This is a genomic window from Marivirga sp., from assembly GCF_024636815.1.
GTDB lineage: Bacteria > Bacteroidota > Bacteroidia > Cytophagales > Cyclobacteriaceae > Marivirga.
The window spans coordinates 15,780-31,852 of the sequence record NZ_JAGXGF010000090.1; the positions used below are offsets into that span (position 1 = coordinate 15,780).

A 16,073-nucleotide genomic window follows, 5' to 3' on the forward strand; every position below is an offset into this window, starting at 1 on the left:
CTGCTTTTGAGTTTTACAACCTAAAAACAGCCCTTATTTCTAGAATAGAACTTAATCATTCCCTACCATAAATAATGCATTGGAAAACAACATCTTTCCTTGATGCCAAAATGCTCTAAACAATGGGTCATCTTGTAAATAAACAATTTCACCACTTCCAAATGACTCCACCCCAAAAACCATACTTTTTAGTTGTAGTTGTTTTGCTTTATAGCCTGCAAAGCCTGCAATATGACTCCTATCTGATTTGATCAGTCCTACATTCCACCCTTTTGGCAAGTAATCGTACGCATTCCCGGAGGTCTTTAAGCTGAAATACTGATTAGATAAACCAAATGCCAGCGGATGACTATTATCTAACTGAACATCATAAATCGCCCCAAATATACTGCTCGACAATCGCTTTCTTTCCGCATTTTCATATAAAGCCAAAGCATCCTCGGAAGCTTCCGCCTCTTTTGATTTCAATTGCCCATTTTCCTGATCTGCGAATAATGAAATAGCAGAACCCATTGCAATAATTTTCCCTCCTGATTTAGCAAATTCATTTAATTTTGATTTCCCTTCTTCTGATAAATTAGAATATCTGCCTGAAGGCAAAATTAACTGATCGTAATCTGAAATATTAGTTCTATCAAAGCTGTTCACTCGAATACTGTGAATTGGATAATCCAGTGACTGTTCGAAAAAATGCCAGATTTCACCATAAGCTAATGAAGACACTCCCTCATCCATTAATACAGCTATTCTCGGAGCCTTTAAAAATTGTATCTCTGATGAACCTATATCATATATTTTATCAGCAAATCCAGAAGATATTGGATAAACCTCTAATTCAAATTCATTTGAAAGCTCTAACAACTCTTCATTCAAATTTTTAATTTGCTCATTATTGGTTTGAGTAATAATTAAGCTTCCCCTTTTAAATTCTTCAGAATTAAATTTCAAATTTTTATAGGCAATTCGAACTTTAATATCCCTTTTAAGTGCTTCCGCTAAAAATTTAGCTGAATTGAATGAATTCCATTTTACAGCATAAGCATAGGCTGACTGTAAATTTTCCTTTTCATAAAGTTGCTCTTCAATCGGTTCAGAATTTATTTTGTTTTTCAAACCATAAGTTTCCAGTCCATAAGCATAAGGAATAGCCCAAGCTGTTATATCGTAAGTTAGTGAATCACTATAATTAGGTTTAGGATCAAAAAGTGCCTGAATTAAAGTTGATTTTGGTTGATAAGCACTAATCACCAAATCTTTCTCCGTAGATTTAAAATTAGCGTCTTGTCTTTTGAAATAGCTATAGCCACTCAAACTTTGCTTTTTTCCTAATTGCCCAACTTCAATTTTTTGATCTTTCAAAAAGTTAAGCAGTGCTTCAATATCATGCTTTTTATCTTCCGTCCATTTTATAATATAAGTTTTAAATGGATCTTCTGGACTGTTAATATTTCTCGAAAAGTATTTTCTAAATTCATTATTTAACTTTTCAGCATTCTTGGAAGCAATTTCGATAGTACTCATCCCTGTTGTGTAATGATGCTCTAGTCTATCTTTTAAGGTTAAGGTGTCCTCAAGATTTGTTAAAGCACCCAAGCCTGCCCTTCCATTCCCTGCTTGCTCATAAGTCATCCCAATTGCACCATTGAAAGTTGGGTAGGTATCACCATAACTTGGATAAAAAAGATCAAATCTTTCTCTGGTAAAGTATAGCCAGTTATTTTGATCAAAGTATTTAGCATGATTTTGACCGATCTGAATTTGAAATTCTTTTTGCCAATCGGTGATCACTTCATGAAGTGGTTCAGCTGCTGGAGCAAAATAATAAGGGCTATTGATAGATTGTTCATGAAAATCTACATGTATATGGGGCATCCATTCATGATAAACTTTCATTCTTGATTTTGATTCCGATTGCGTTTGCCATGCCCAATCTCTGTTTAGGTCAAACAAATAATGGTTAGGGCGACCACCCGGCCAAGGCTCATCATGCTCTACTGCATCCAAATTAGGATTGAAATTTTTCGCGCCATACCTTCGGTAGAAATTAGCATATCGATCTCTTCCATCAGGATTAACACAAGGATCTATTATAACTACAGTATTTTCCAACCAGTCTTGACTACCCATACCTCCACTTAATAATTCATAAGCAGTTTTCATAGAAGCTTCGGTTGAAGAGGCTTCATTTCCGTGAATATTGTAACTAAGCCAAACTACAGCCTTATCTGCGACAGTTCCCAAGTCTCCTTCCAAGCCTGTTTGCGCAATATTTTGATTCTGTATTTGATCAAGATTATCTATGTTCTCACTCGAGGAAATCACGGCATAATAAAGGGGTCTTCCTTCATAAGTTTCTCCATATTTTTTCAAAATAATCTGATCAGAACTTTCAGCCAAATACTTGAAATAATCAACAACTTGATGATGAAATGTGAATTTATCACCCAAGGAATAGCCTAATTTACTTTCAGGGCTTTGTAATTCCTGAGCTAACAATAATTGAGAGAATAAACTAAAAATGATAATTGTAAATATTTTTTTCATATTGAAATGATTAATAAGCCTGAATCAATTAATTAAAGCTTCTAATTTACACGGTTTTTTATTAAAAACAGATTTTCAATATAGAGGATTCATATTTAGGCTTGACGTTTAATCTAATAAGAACTCCGTCAATCTTTATCATAATTTTTATGGAGATATTCATTCTGTTTAATTGATTTCCATTATTTTAGCCAAAATTAGAAAATAGTAAAATCATGAGCGGGAAAATAATCAGTGGAATTCAGCAAATTGGTATAGGTGTATCAGATGTTCAAGCTGCTTTCAAGTGGTATAGACAAAATTTTGGGATGAGCGTTCCAGTTTTTGAGGAAGCTGCCGAAGCTGCTTTAATGCTACCTTATACAGGAGGTGAGCCTAGAAGCCGACATGCCATTTTAGCCATCAACATGCAAGGCGGAGGTGGTTTTGAGATTTGGCAATATACCTCCCGGAAGCCTGAAGGTCCTAAATTTGAACCTCAATTAGGTGATTTAGGGATCAATATTGCGAAAATGAAAAGTAAAAATGTGGAAGCCACTTATGAACTATTCAATAAAAGAGGGCTTAATGTTTTAGGCGAATTACAGAAAGACCCATATGGAGCCCCTACTTTTTTCGTAAAAGATCCATGGGATAATATTTTCCAGATTGTAACTTCTAACTCATGGTTTCAGCAAAGAAAAACTGATCTACCAGGTGGCCCAAATGGTGCTATTATCGGAGTAAGCGATATTGATAAAGCCCGCACACTTTATTCTGACATTTTAGGATATGATACTGTGATTTATGAAGAAGAAGGTGTTTTTGATGATTTGAAAGCTGTACCGGGCGGTGATAAAAAGCTGACCAGGATTTTATTGCGCCACAGTAAACCAATGGAGGGAGCTTTTAGTCCACTTTTAGGAGCTTCTGAAATTGAATTGGTAGTTGCCTCAAACCGTAAACCAAAAAAGATATTCGAAAATAGATTCTGGGGAGATTTGGGATATATCCATCTCTGCTATGACATTAACGGCATGCAAGCACTCAAAGAAGAATGTGAGGCAAAAGGATTTAATTTTACAGTGGATTCTGCCAATAGCTTTGATATGGGAGAAGCTGCTGGTCATTTTACTTATATAGAAGATCCAGACGGGACACTAATTGAATTTGTGGAGACCCATAAAGTTCCGATTATGAAAAAAATAGGCTGGTATTTAAATCTTCAGAAAAGGAATCCGAAAAAGCCATTGCCTGGATTTATGCTGAAAGCGATGGGTATGAGTGAGGTGAAGGATTAGCCCCCTAACCTCCAAAGAGCCTCTTAATCCCCGATGGGGAAATTGGGACAGCAGGTCGGAACGGGATCAGTGTAATTAGGTCAGTACCGTAGATCAGACCGGAACTAGCAGCTGGAAGTTAGAAGCTCGAAGTCGGAAGAAGGGTGTTGGATGATGGATGACAGATTGCCGTTTGACGGGTATTCATCATTAAGAATATTAAAGACCAGTTAGTGAAAAATGATATTAGGAGGACCGTCTAACGGCTATTTGAATTGAGATATTGAAATAGTCTGAAGTATGAAGCTCGAAGTTGGAAGCAGTGTGAATGTAGGATGATTAGGTGGATTGTTCGATAATTGGACATGCTAAAATCCTAAAGAATAAATAGCCTTTTCTATTAGCGACATTATAGGAAAGGAGGTGATAATAGCAGGCTGGATGCGGGATGATTATCCATGGTCCATTACTTAATGTGATTTGAGTTAATTAGACATACTTTGTGCAATTTTTATGCAGATATAGCATTTTGAAAAGCTTTCACTATTTCATCAACAGATTGAAATAGAATACTTTCATTAAAAGCCAAACGGATTACACCTTTCTCATTTGGCGGTCGAATTGAAATCTGATGATTAGTTTCAAGATACTCTTGAAGGAGGTTGCCATCTATTGAAGAGACTAACCTCATTTGATAAATGTTAGTGCCATTAGGAACTGATTGCACTTCTACTCCTTCCAAAGCATTTAATTGACCTACAATCACTTGGGTTGCATCCGCCATTTTATTAAACCTTGCCGTTATTCCATCTAAATAATGTAAGGCCATGGAAGTGTTATTCCAGGTTTGATACATAGTGCCACCATGAATTTTAATCTGATGAGTGACCTCATCAATCAAGGAAGCATCTCCACATAAAATAGCACCTCCGGCAGCATTTAAATATTTATATAAAGAAATGTAAACTGTATCGAAATGTGAGGCATATTCTTTTACAGAAATACCGTAAAAGGCTTCCGCAAAATGAACTCTTGCTGCGTCTAAGTGCATTCTATAACCTTTCTCCTTACAATACTCGGAAATCCCTTTGATTGTATTCAAAGGCACAGCAGTACCGTCCGCCCTTCTTACAGGGTTTTCTACTACAACAGTTCCAATACCACTTTTAAATACTTCATTTCTTGATAATTCATTGATAGTCTGATCAAGATCAGATGCATCGAAATAAGCTTTATTGTTTCTAACAGGTACTAAACGTTTGCTATGCACACTTTGAGCTGCATCAGCTTCATCTCTATAAATATGTGAATTTTCGGGCACTATAACTTTGGTCTTCTCACCACTTAATAATTTAATAGCCAATTGATTCGCCATAGTGCCTGTAGGCAAATAGATAGCCTTTTCTTTACCAGTAAGTTCAGCAAACTTCTGTTCTAAAGCCAAGGTAGCACCACCATTACCATAGATGTCTCCTTCAATAGGATTACTATCATTAATAAATTTCAATTTTTCAATGTATTCTTGAGGCGAGAAGAAAATACCATCATATTCAAAATTTACCTTTCTATCAGATTTAATATTTTCATGGACAACAGTTTTAGAAAAAGCAGCTCCGGGAAGAATGAATGGGATACTTGTGAGTCCTAATTTCTTTAAAAATTCTCTTCTGTTATTTTTTAGTAAAGATGGCTGCATAATTGATTAATTTTAGAAGGACAATTTTCACTAAATTACTTAATAATAAGACTGAAAAAATTAAAAGTGATAAATTCTTCAATAAAAAAGCCCAACCTATGAAATAGATTGGGCTTTGAATAACAAAAAATCAATTAGTTTATCTAGTTAATTTCTTATACTTAATTCTCTTAGGAATTGCATCGTCACCAAGTCGTTTCTTACGGTTTTCTTCGTAATCAGAGAAGTTACCTTCAAACCAATAAACTTGAGAATCGCCTTCAAAGGCTAGAATATGCGTACAAATTCTATCTAAAAACCATCTATCGTGACTGATGATTACGGCACAACCTGCAAAATTCTCTAGGCCTTCTTCCAAAGCCCGCAGTGTATTCACATCCAAATCGTTGGTTGGCTCATCAAGCAAAAGTAAGTTGGCTTCCTGCTTAATGGACATGGCCAAATGCACTCGGTTTCTCTCTCCACCTGACAATACACCTACTTTCTTTTCCTGATCAGCTCCGGCAAAGTTAAATTTGCTTACATAAGCCCTGGAATTTATTTTATTGTTTCCAAGTTGAATCCATTCATTGCCTTCTGAAATATTTTCCCAAACGGACTTACTAGGATCCAGATTATTATGCTCCTGATCTACATAAGAGATTTTAACAGTCTCCCCTACTTCAAAAGTACCTGCATCGGCTTCCTCTTTTCCGGTTATCAGCTTAAACAAAGTAGTTTTACCAGCTCCATTCGGACCAATAATTCCAACTATCCCACCTTGAGGCAAGGAAAAGTTAAGATCTTCATAAAGAAGTTTATCGCCATATGCCTTTGCTACTCCATTGGCCTCAATCACTTTACTTCCCAAACGCGGACCAGGTGGAATAAATAATTCCAACTTTTGTTCTTTGCCCTTACCTTCCTCATCGAGCATCTTTTCATAAGAACTCAAACGCGCTTTTGATTTAGCCTGACGAGCTTTAGGTGCCATTCTCACCCATTCCAACTCTCGTTGCAAGGTTTTCTGTCTTTTGGATTCAGTTTTCTCCTCCTTAGCTAATCTTTTTTGCTTTTGATCTAACCAACTAGAATAATTTCCTTTCCATGGAATTCCTTCTCCTCTGTCCAATTCTAATATCCAACCGGCAACATTATCAAGAAAATAACGATCGTGGGTTACAGCAATGACAGTCCCTTTATATTGCTGTAAATGGTGCTCTAACCAATGCACAGACTCTGCATCCAAGTGGTTGGTAGGCTCATCCAAAAGCAATACATCAGGCTCTTGTAGCAATAATCTACATAAAGCTACTCTACGCTTTTCTCCACCTGAAAGGTTTTTAACTGGTGAATCAGCAGGCGGTGTGCGCAAGGCATCCATTGCTTGTTCCAGCCTACTATCAAGCTCCCAGGCATTAGCATGATCCAATTTCTCCTGCACTTTACCTTGCTGCTCAATCAAGTCATTCATTTTGTCAGGATTATCCAGAACTTCAGGATCAGCAAATTTCTCATTAATCTCTTCAAATTCTTTTAAAAGATTAACCGTTTCGGCAACACCTTCTTCTACTACCTGCTTTACCGTTTTATCTGGATCCAATTCTGGTTCCTGCTCTAAAAGTCCGACCGTATATTCCTTAGAAGCTACTACTTCTCCTTGATAGTCTTTGTCAATTCCAGCAATAATTTTCAATAAGGAAGATTTTCCTGAACCATTCAGACCTAAAACTCCTATTTTCGCTCCATAATAAAAAGATAAATAAATATCCTTTAAAACGGTTTTCTTGGGAGGATATATCTTGGAAACCCCCGCCATTGAAAAAATTATTTTTTCCTCACTCATATTTATTTTTTACTTAATTTTTCCTTTTATATTGAACTGAATATCAAATTACGTGATATCATCATTAATAACACAACTACTGTATGGCTATATTGCAAATTAAATTTAATTTTGCATGAAATTTTACAAAAACCAAATTATAATATTTTGACTGATTTACAGCAAGAATTGGCTTTCATTGAAGGCGGAAAAGTAATTTTAAAGGAACAAGAGGGTTTTCCGCAGAGAGAAATAGGAGACGTAAAGGAGGATGAGGCTACTGCTATGCAGTTTTTTCAGAACCGTTTCGAATCTCTTAAGGAAAAAGTAGATAAAGTTCAACAACAGATTGAAACGGAGGACAACAAAGGTTCCTTTTTGATGAAAGTCCTGAATTTGAAAGAATCTTTATCAACTTATGACGGAATAGGTGATTTCACAGCACTTAAAGATCGTCTAGAGATGTTGGAGAGGATGTTGGAGGATTACATCAGTCAAAATAGAAAGCGAAACTTAGAGGTAAAGTCTACACTAATTGAAGAAGCCAAAAGTTACGCTGCTAATCCTGATTGGAGAGAAGCTACTGAAAAACTGAAAGAACTTCGCCAAAGATGGATCAGAGTAGGTGCAGTGGAAGATGACCAAAAAGAAGAAGTAGAAAATACTTTTCAGGCTGTTTACGATGAGTTTTATGAGAAGAAAAAAGCTTTTCATGAAGCTAAGAAAGAGATGATGGCCGCAAGGGAAAAACAGTATGAAACGCTGATTGAAAAAGCTAAAAAGCTACAAGATGATAAATCAGAAGCTGATGAATTAGCTAAAAAAAGTAATGCGTTGGTAGAGGAATGGAAATCTTTAGAAAATATTCCCAAAGAGAAATATGCTAATCTTTTAAAAGAATTTAAGAAATACACTCGAGTTGGAAAAAACTCAGGAAATATAAAAGGTAATAATTCTAAAGGAAAAGAGGGCAATGATAAAGAAAAGTTGGCTTTGATTGAAGAATTGAAGGAAGCCCAGAAATTGAATCCTTCCGAGGCTGTGGAAGCAGCTAAAGCTATTCAACAAAAATGGAAAAATTATGGAAAAACGTTTAACAAGTCATTAAATGAGGAATATTTCACTTTAAATGACTACATTTTTGAGAAGAGCTTTTTAGAGAATTTATTTGAAAGAAAAGCAAAAAAAGACTTAGAAGAAAAGGACGCTGTTAAACTAAAGATGAGTATTTTGAGAGATTTGATTTCAAGAGATCAAAGAGAGCTCAATGTATTTGAAGAAAATTTAGAAAAATTTAACTTAGGAACAGAAAAGTTGGATAAATTGGTAGGCTTCAAGCATGAAAAACAAAAAAGAAAGCTTACCGTAAAGCAACAAATCATGGAAGAACTCCGTGATTTGAACAAAAATTTAAAATAATTTGAACTTTGCGCATTTTATTTTAGTATGCATGTAAAGTCATATGCAATTAAAGCTTTGATTTATAATTTTTTATCATACTTTTGCGCATCAAAAAAATACGGTATAATATGTATTGGACATTAGAATTAGCTTCATACTTAGAAGATGCTCCGTGGCCAGCCACAAAAGACGAATTAATTGATTTTGGAATTCGTTCAGGAGCACCATTAGAGGTAGTAGAAAACTTACAAGAATTAGAGGATGATGGACAGCCCTATGAAAATATAGAGGAAATCTGGCCTGATTACCCTTCAAAAGAAGACTTCTTCTTTAACGAAGATGAATATTAGCAAGGTAAGCTCATTAGCTTACTTTGCTTTTAATAAAGCCTTTGCAACTATTAAATCCTCAGGAGTCGTAATCTTGATATTTTGATATTCACCATCAATTAAGATGATACTATGTCCATAGGCCTCCACAACGGATGCGTCATCAGTAAAAGAGGAATTAAAAGGAGTGTTATAAGCAGACTTCAATAGGTCAACATCAAAAGTCTGTGGAGTTTGAATCATCCTCAATGAACTCCGATCAATGTTTTTACTTTTTCCGTTTTCATCCACTTGCCGAACAGAATCTTTCATCAAAACAGCTGTAACTACTGCTTTATGGTTCCTTGCCTGTTCAAAAGATTGATTTATGGAACCAGCTGAAACAAATGGTCTCACACCATCATGCACTGCCACTAAGCCTTCGCTAACATGTTCAAGAGCATTTTTAACGGAATGAAAACGTGTTTCTCCTCCAGGTACAACCTTATGTTCTATATAATTCTGATGCCAAATATTCAATTCATCCCAAAACTGGATTTCCTCTTTCGGAAGAGTAATGATTAATTCTATTTCCGGATCTGCAGTATAAAAAGCTTGTAAAGTATGGATCAATATAGGCGTTCCTCCCAGCTTAAGAAATTGCTTAGGAAGACTTTCCCCCATTCTTTTACCAGTCCCTCCTGCCACTATGATTGCATACTTTTTCATTAATTCTATAATTTAAAATTTAGAAATAAAAAAGGGATGTTGAACATCCCTATCTTATTTAAAAAATTATATGTGGTATTATTCTTTCACGATGAACTCAACCCTTCTATTGATTTCTCTACCCATCACCTCATCATCATTACTAACTATAGGTCTCTCTTCACCATAACCAACCGCATTTAATCTCCTTCTATCTATTCCTTTACCCGTTAGGTATTCCACTACTTTATTAGCTCTCAATTGAGAAAGCTTTTTATTGAAAGCTGCAGTACCAATATCATCAGTATGTCCGGCAATCTCAACATTTACCTGAGGATTTCCTTCTAAGAATCTCACCATTTTATTCAATTCTTCATAAGACTCAGAGGTGAAAGTAGCCTCTCCAAATTCAAAGAATATATTTCTTAGGGTTTTTGAAGTTCCTACTTCAGGTTTGCTCAAGCTTAGGGTTAGCTTAATAATTTGTTCTTCTCCTGTGGAAGCAGGAATACTTATTTTTTTATTGGCAAAGATATAGCCTCGTTTTTCTGCTGAAATCATGAAATCAGTAGGCTCATCTCTCATTATCACAAAAGTATAAATTCCATTATCCAGACTTTCAGAAGGGACATTTATATTATCTGCTTGTCCTTTCAGTTTTACGACTGATTCAATAGACTGATTATTACTAGCATCAAGCACTCTGACAAGCAATTTCACAGGGGCACCCGTAACGATATCGTTATCTGGGGATTCAGCCACATCCACGCGATCTACATCTTTATTAGATTTATTTTCTCCTTCATCTACATTGGCTGTTTTACTATCCATTTTATTATTAGAATCATCTTCGCTGCCTCCAATTTTCACCCTGTAGATATCATTATAACCCATTCCCTCTTCACGAACTGTAGCATAATAACCCGTTTTTCCATCTTTAGTCATTACAAAATAGATATCATCATCGGGAGTATTTAAGGGATATCCCAAATTTTCAGGATTACTCCATTCGTTGCTCGCACTATCATACTCAGATTTGAAAATATCAAATCCACCCATACCACTATGTCCGGTAGAACTAAAATAAAGTGTTTTACCATCAAACTGAATAAAAGGAGCATCTTCATCCCCTTCAGTATTGATTACTTTACCTAAATTCTTGGAAGGTCCCCATTCCCCTTTTCTATTTTTTGTTGAATAGTAAATATCAAATCCGCCATTTCCCCCCGGACGATTACTTGCAAAAAACAAGGTGTTTCCATCAGCTGACTGTGAAACAGATTTCTCATTATATCCGCTGGAATTAATATTATCACTTAAGCCAACTGGTTCTGACCAAGTATCCTCTGATAAATTATTGGTGTAATAAATATCCCCATTTCCTTCATCACTGTAGATATAAAGTGTTTTGCCATCAGGCGAGAATCCTAAGTTTGAATCGTGAAATTTAGTATTCACAACAGACCCAATATTTTCTGCTGGCTGCCATTCTCCACCTGATTTCCTTGAAATGAAAATATCTTCATAGTAGAAATTATCATCAAATACGTTTTCATTTAAGTTGCCCTGATCAGGACCTCTTCTAGACGTAAAAATCATAACAGTTTCATCCGCATTAACAACGGGCGCATAATCCCAAGATACAGAATTGATTGCTGTACCTACATTAGTAATAGAGTAATTAACTGGATCATTCATTAATTTTTTTCCTGTATTACTTTCTTCTATTCTCCTTTCAACTTCTGACATAGGAGTTTTATCAGCGCCTTTGTAACCAGTATTACTCTCTAATTTTTCTTTATACTTTTTATAATACTCCAATGCATTATCAAATTCATAGCCATATTGATATCCATGACCTATCTTATATAGCATATCAAATTTATAATCTGAATTTAACTGATAGGCACGTAATAAATACTGTGTTGCTTTCGCTTTTTCAGCAGTTTGAAGATAAGTATCACCAGTTTTGAAATTAGCTTCAACATTATTTGGATCAGCCTCTGCAGCTAATTTATACATCTCTAGTGCTTGTGTCAAAGCCTTAGTCTCATTGAATATCTCCTCTGCTAACAACAAGTAGTCATTTGCTAAATCAGGATTGACTTCTTGTCCTGTCACTTGAGAGGCAAAAGTGGTACTTAGTAATAAGACAAAAAAGAATCTAAATTTATATATCATCGTATTCTTTAATTCGGTAAATTATAGCGAGTTAGGTCGCTGCACTAAAATAATCACTTAAATTAAACTACTTTTTATCTTATATCAAAAAAAGTAAGCAAAACTTCCTGTTTTTCTTCGAAATTTTATTAGATGAAGTGATAAATATAAAAATGTTACCTCATTTTTTTCAAATTTCATCTTTTTTATCGAAAAAATAGTAGGCTTCAATAAATTATTTTTTCCGTGAAAAGCTTACATAAGGACAAAAAACATCTATATATAATAATTCTTTAGCAAACTTAAGACCCTAAGCCATTTAAAGCCATTATATTTGCAAGATGAAGAGAATAAAAAATGCAGAATTTATCATAAGCAATACGGATTACAAAAAAAGTCCTGAAACTGACCTCCCGGAATATGCATTTATCGGCCGCTCTAATGTTGGTAAATCATCTTTAATCAATATGCTGACGGATAGAAAAAGCTTAGCTAAAACTTCTTCAAAACCGGGCAAAACACAGCTAATCAACCATTTTTTAATGGATGAAAATTGGTATTTGGTAGATTTACCGGGTTATGGTTATGCCAAAGTGAGCAAAAAGACCAATGAAGGCTGGGGTAAAATGATTAGTGATTACTTAATTAATAGAGAGAATCTTGTCTGCATATTTGTGCTAATTGATTCACGATTGCCTCCTCAGAAAGCAGACATAGAGTTTTTGGACTTCATAGGCAAAAATGGATTACCCCTTTCCCTAATTTTTACTAAAGCTGACAAACAATCTAAAAATAAAACACAGCAAAATATAGCTGTTTTCAAAAAGAAAATGCTGAGTACTTGGGAAGATTTTCCTCCTTATTTCATCAGTTCTGCAGAAAAACAAACTGGAAAAGAAGAGATTTTAGGAATTATTGAACAAATGAATAATGCCTGGGAAGAGCAAAAAGAGAGCTAAACATAACTCTTCCAGCGTAAAATTAAACTGTTATTACTGTCGAGATATGGATTAAATTTAGGATTGTTATACATTCTTTTTAAATTTCAGAAAAATCCAAAATGGCAATAAAAACACAATCTAAACTTCCGAATGTAGGCACTACCATATTTACTGTCATGTCTCAAATGGCGACTGAATATAATGCCATCAATCTCTCACAAGGATTCCCTGATTTCCCTGTTTCAGAAAAATTAATAGACTTAGTTTATCAAAATATGCAAATAGGGCATAATCAATATGCCCCTATGCCCGGACTTCCTCAGCTCAGAGAAGCTATTGCTAATAAAATCAAAAATACGGGCGGAGTTAGCCTCAATATAGATACAGAAATTACAGTTTCTGCCGGGGCTACAGAAGCTATTTTCTCCAGTATTTTGGCGACTGTGCATCAAGGCGATGAGGTCATTGTTTTGGAACCTGCTTATGATTGCTACATTCCTGCTATTGAATTAGCAGGAGGTAAGGTGGTTCCAGTTGGTTTAAATTTACCTGACTTCTCCCCTAATTGGCAAAAGGTAAAAGACAATATCACGGACAAAACTCGCATGATTGTGATCAACTTTCCGCATAATCCATCGGGAGCAATTTTGACTGAAGCGGATATAACTGCTTTAAAAGAAATTTTAGAGGAAAATCCTCAGTTGATTATATTAAGTGATGAGGTTTATGAACACATCATTTTTGATGGTAAAACAAATTTAAGTGTTTTAAAAGATGAATTCTTAGCAAGCAGAAGTATCGCAGTTTCATCTTTTGGAAAAACTTTTCATGCCACCGGCTGGAAAATCGGCTATATGGTAGCTCCAGAAGCCCTTATGAAAGAAATTAGAAAAGTGCATCAATACAATTGCTTCTCTGTCCACACCCCTAGTCAGTATGCTATGGCTGAATATTTACAACATGAGCAAAACTATTTGGGCGTGAGTGCGATGTATGAAAAGAAGAGAGAGTTCTTCCAGCAGGCCATGCAAGATTCTAAATTCAAGGTGATTCCTTCTTATGGCACTTATTTCCAGGTCTTGGATTTCAGTGAGGTTTCAGATATGGGCGATATGGAATTTGCTCAATATCTAATCAAAGAAAAGGGAGTGGCTTCCATTCCTGTTTCGGCTTTTTATTCTGACAAACAGGATAATAAATTACTGAGATTCTGCTTTGCCAAAGGAGAGGAAACATTACAAAAAGCAGCAGATATATTATGCAAGATTTAAAAGTAACACTCATTCAAACGCCTTTATATTGGCAGGACAAACAGGCTAATATTTCCATGTTTGAAGAAAAAATATGGGAGATAGAAGAGGAAACTGATTTGATTGTATTACCTGAAATGTTCAATACCGGCTTTAGTATGGAAGCAGAAAAAATGGCTGAGCCTATGAACTTGCATACTTTCAAATGGATGAGACAAATGGCCAGTCAAAAGAAAGCCGTGGTTACAGGTTCTTACATAGTAAATGATAATGGAAAGTATTTCAATCGCTTAATTTGGATGCAGCCTGATGGAAACTATTCCATCTATGATAAAAGGCATTTATTCAGAATGGCGAATGAAGATGAACACTATTCACCAGGACAAAAAGATTTGATAGTTGAACTAAAAGGATGGAAAATAAAGCCATTGGTTTGCTACGATTTGAGATTCCCTGTTTGGATCAGAAATAAATCTAATGAGCAAAATGAATTGGAATATGATTTAATGCTTTTTGTAGCCAACTGGCCGGCTGTTCGTGTCAATGCATGGGATACTTTATTGCAAGCACGTGCCATTGAAAATGTAAGCTATTGCCTAGGTGTAAATAGAGTTGGGGATGATGGAAAAGGAATTGGACACAATGGTCATTCCGCCATTTATGGACCAAAAGGCAATACTATATACTTTGCTGATGACAGAGAGGAAATTAAAACTGTCACACTCTCAAGTGATGAATTAATAAGATTTAGGGAGAAATTTCCAGCCCAGTTGGATGCAGATAAGTTTCAAATTAGTAATTAGAAAATTAATAATTTAAACAACTTATCAGGTGATTATTGTGCCACCACGCTCGTAAAATAGTTCATTATTTCACCTTATTATTCTTCAAAAAAATATGTACGAAATTACAATAATTAATTTCGGATAATTTTTTTGTACTAATTCAATATTATTATAAACTTTTATATTTATACTTTTGTTTTTAATTATTCTCTATTAGTTTTGGCTATTCAATTAAAACTAAAAAATAATCACAATGAAAAAATTATTCTTATTAGCCCTTGTGGCAGTTTCAATCAACTTTGCAAATGCGCAAGATTACAAACCATTTCAACTATATTCTGGAGTTGGATATGCTATTCCTCAAGGCGGAGGCGGAATTTTATTTGATATCGAACCAGCTTACAGGATTAATGACCAAATTTCCGTAGGGCTCAGATGGGAAGTAGCAGCTATGGCTCGTGTTGTAGGAAATCAAGAAGCTAGTGTTTCAGGAACTTCTTCCTATACCTTAAATGGTAAGTATTACCTCGAAAACGGTAGCAGTTTTAGACCATATGTAGGTGCTGGTTTAGGTGCTTATGGTTTAGCGTCTGTGTCTACTGGTACTAATGGAGCTGCAGCTGGAGCAGAAACAAAAATCGGATTCTATCCAAGAATTGGATTTGACTGGGGACATTTCAATATTAATATTGATTATAATTTTATTCCTAGTTCAGAAATTCAGGGAACCGATACTAACGGAAACCCTGCTACATTTGATGTAGCCAACAGCTATTTAGGAATTAGAATTGGTGCATTTTTATTTGGTGGTAAAAAATAATTTTACCTAAATGTTCATTTAAATGGCAAGTTCCTTTGGGCTTGCCATTTTTTTTGACCTTAAAATTAAACTATAAACCTATTAAAATGTGGCAATTGAGCGGTACCAACCAAAATGATACTCTCCTATTAACCTGAGTTCGACTCTAATTTGTAAATTCAGATTTTCATATAATTCAATAGACAAGGCGTCTTTGAGAAGATATAACGGGCTATATCGAGGGAAGATAACGCAGTATATTGGATTATATGGAAAAGCTTTTCCTATCCCACCTCTAAACAGCGATTTTCTTCCTAAAAATTCCTTACAATAGCCCGCTATTGTAAGGAATTTTTAGTTGAAACTCACTATTTACAGGCGTTCTGAATCCTAAATTAGAATCGAACTCAGGTTAATA

General features: G+C 35.2%; 12 protein-coding genes. 7 read left to right on the forward strand and 5 right to left on the reverse strand.

Features of this window, described 5'->3' with window-relative positions; all coding sequences use genetic code 11:
* Positions 1 to 51: 51 nt before the first annotated feature.
* Complete coding sequence (locus tag Q0L29_RS06725; RefSeq protein ID WP_296620167.1) at positions 52 to 2,544, reverse strand: M14 family metallopeptidase; 2,493 nt, start codon at positions 2,542 to 2,544, stop codon at positions 52 to 54.
* Between the two features lie 215 nt (positions 2,545 to 2,759).
* Here Q0L29_RS06725 and Q0L29_RS06730 point away from each other — a divergent pair, with 215 nt between their 5' ends.
* Positions 2,760 to 3,824 (forward strand): VOC family protein, encoded by a 1,065-nt coding sequence (locus tag Q0L29_RS06730; protein ID WP_296620168.1) that lies wholly within the window; start codon positions 2,760 to 2,762, stop codon positions 3,822 to 3,824.
* A 490-nt stretch (positions 3,825 to 4,314) separates the two neighbouring features.
* Here the strand turns inward: Q0L29_RS06730 and Q0L29_RS06735 are convergent, their stop codons facing one another.
* Together Q0L29_RS06735 and ettA are read right to left on the reverse strand one after the other, a co-directional pair.
* Complete coding sequence (locus Q0L29_RS06735; protein ID WP_296620170.1) at positions 4,315 to 5,499, reverse strand: aminotransferase class I/II-fold pyridoxal phosphate-dependent enzyme; 1,185 nt, start codon at positions 5,497 to 5,499, stop codon at positions 4,315 to 4,317.
* Positions 5,500 to 5,638: 139 nt separating this feature from the next.
* Positions 5,639 to 7,324: an energy-dependent translational throttle protein EttA gene (ettA, locus tag Q0L29_RS06740; protein WP_296620171.1), complete on the reverse strand. Its 1,686-nt coding sequence runs from the start codon at positions 7,322 to 7,324 to the stop codon at positions 5,639 to 5,641.
* Positions 7,325 to 7,435: 111 nt separating this feature from the next.
* Between ettA and Q0L29_RS06745 the strand changes: the two genes are divergently transcribed.
* Entirely contained in the window at positions 7,436 to 8,722 is a 1,287-nt protein-coding gene (locus Q0L29_RS06745; protein WP_296620172.1) for a DUF349 domain-containing protein, read from the forward strand.
* A 110-nt stretch (positions 8,723 to 8,832) separates the two neighbouring features.
* Complete coding sequence (locus Q0L29_RS06750) at positions 8,833 to 9,054, forward strand: DUF2795 domain-containing protein (RefSeq protein ID WP_013454973.1); 222 nt, start codon at positions 8,833 to 8,835, stop codon at positions 9,052 to 9,054.
* An 18-nt stretch (positions 9,055 to 9,072) separates the two neighbouring features.
* Here Q0L29_RS06750 and Q0L29_RS06755 read toward each other — a convergent pair whose 3' ends face one another.
* Both Q0L29_RS06755 and Q0L29_RS06760 read right to left on the reverse strand, forming a co-directional pair.
* Positions 9,073 to 9,741, reverse strand: a complete 669-nt coding sequence (locus tag Q0L29_RS06755) for a 2-C-methyl-D-erythritol 4-phosphate cytidylyltransferase (protein ID WP_296620177.1) — start codon at positions 9,739 to 9,741, stop codon at positions 9,073 to 9,075.
* 78 nt (positions 9,742 to 9,819) lie between these two features.
* Positions 9,820 to 11,901 carry an OmpA family protein gene (locus tag Q0L29_RS06760; protein WP_296620178.1) on the reverse strand — a complete coding sequence of 694 codons (2,082 nt, stop codon included), beginning with the start codon at positions 11,899 to 11,901 and terminating at the stop codon, positions 9,820 to 9,822.
* 320 nt (positions 11,902 to 12,221) lie between these two features.
* Here Q0L29_RS06760 and yihA point away from each other — a divergent pair, with 320 nt between their 5' ends.
* From yihA to Q0L29_RS06780, 4 genes are all read left to right on the forward strand, one after another.
* A complete protein-coding gene (gene yihA / locus Q0L29_RS06765) occupies positions 12,222 to 12,839 on the forward strand; it encodes a ribosome biogenesis GTP-binding protein YihA/YsxC (protein WP_296620181.1) in 618 nt (205 codons plus the stop codon).
* Between the two features lie 101 nt (positions 12,840 to 12,940).
* Positions 12,941 to 14,092, forward strand: a complete 1,152-nt coding sequence (locus Q0L29_RS06770) for a methionine aminotransferase (protein WP_296620182.1) — start codon at positions 12,941 to 12,943, stop codon at positions 14,090 to 14,092.
* A complete protein-coding gene (locus Q0L29_RS06775; protein WP_296620185.1) occupies positions 14,080 to 14,874 on the forward strand; it encodes an amidohydrolase in 795 nt (264 codons plus the stop codon). The genes Q0L29_RS06770 and Q0L29_RS06775 overlap by 13 nt, the downstream gene beginning before the upstream one ends.
* Before the next feature lie 235 nt (positions 14,875 to 15,109).
* The gene (locus Q0L29_RS06780) at positions 15,110 to 15,676 is read left to right on the forward strand and encodes an outer membrane beta-barrel protein (protein WP_296620187.1); all 567 of its coding nucleotides are present in this window, start codon (positions 15,110 to 15,112) and stop codon (positions 15,674 to 15,676) included.
* The last annotated feature ends 397 nt before the right edge of the window (positions 15,677 to 16,073 follow it).

Coding starts and splice junctions, on each gene's coding strand:
- Q0L29_RS06760 (WP_296620178.1), bottom strand. CDS start 11,901: ATGATATATAAATTTAGATTCTTTTTTGTCTTATTACTAAGTACCACT.
- Q0L29_RS06780 (WP_296620187.1), top strand. CDS start 15,110: ATGAAAAAATTATTCTTATTAGCCCTTGTGGCAGTTTCAATCAACTTT.
- Q0L29_RS06730 (WP_296620168.1), top strand. CDS start 2,760: ATGAGCGGGAAAATAATCAGTGGAATTCAGCAAATTGGTATAGGTGTA.
- Q0L29_RS06750 (WP_013454973.1), top strand. CDS start 8,833: ATGTATTGGACATTAGAATTAGCTTCATACTTAGAAGATGCTCCGTGG.
- Q0L29_RS06735 (WP_296620170.1), bottom strand. CDS start 5,499: ATGCAGCCATCTTTACTAAAAAATAACAGAAGAGAATTTTTAAAGAAA.
- ettA (WP_296620171.1), bottom strand. CDS start 7,324: ATGAGTGAGGAAAAAATAATTTTTTCAATGGCGGGGGTTTCCAAGATA.
- Q0L29_RS06770 (WP_296620182.1), top strand. CDS start 12,941: ATGGCAATAAAAACACAATCTAAACTTCCGAATGTAGGCACTACCATA.
- Q0L29_RS06725 (WP_296620167.1), bottom strand. CDS start 2,544: ATGAAAAAAATATTTACAATTATCATTTTTAGTTTATTCTCTCAATTA.
- Q0L29_RS06775 (WP_296620185.1), top strand. CDS start 14,080: ATGCAAGATTTAAAAGTAACACTCATTCAAACGCCTTTATATTGGCAG.
- Q0L29_RS06755 (WP_296620177.1), bottom strand. CDS start 9,741: ATGAAAAAGTATGCAATCATAGTGGCAGGAGGGACTGGTAAAAGAATG.
- yihA (WP_296620181.1), top strand. CDS start 12,222: ATGAAGAGAATAAAAAATGCAGAATTTATCATAAGCAATACGGATTAC.